This window comes from Escherichia sp. MOD1-EC6162 (genome assembly GCF_002965125.1).
GTDB lineage: Bacteria > Pseudomonadota > Gammaproteobacteria > Enterobacterales > Enterobacteriaceae > Escherichia > Escherichia marmotae.
The window spans coordinates 1-204 of the sequence record NZ_PTSB01000104.1 but is presented as its reverse complement, the minus strand read 5'-3'; the positions used below and the strand labels follow the sequence as shown (position 1 = coordinate 204).

The window sequence follows — 204 nt, the reverse complement described above, 5'->3', positions numbered from 1 at the left end:
CTTATCCGGCCTACAGGATTGCACATGCAGGGCGGATAAGGCGTTCACGCCGCATCCGCCAGTGGCGTGGTACAAGTGCCGGATGCGACGCTTGTCGCGTCTTATCCGGCCTACAGGATTGCACATGCAGGGCGGATAAGGCGTTCACGCCGCATCCGCCAGTGGCGTGGTACAAGTGCCGGATGCGACGCTTGTCGCGTCTTA

General features: G+C 61.3%; 1 protein-coding gene. It reads right to left on the bottom strand.

What is annotated here, in order from left to right; all coding sequences use genetic code 11:
• Positions 1–10 precede the first annotated feature (10 nt).
• The coding region (locus tag A9587_RS25375; RefSeq protein WP_236942440.1) for a hypothetical protein at positions 11–204 on the bottom strand (194 nt) is incomplete at its 5' end.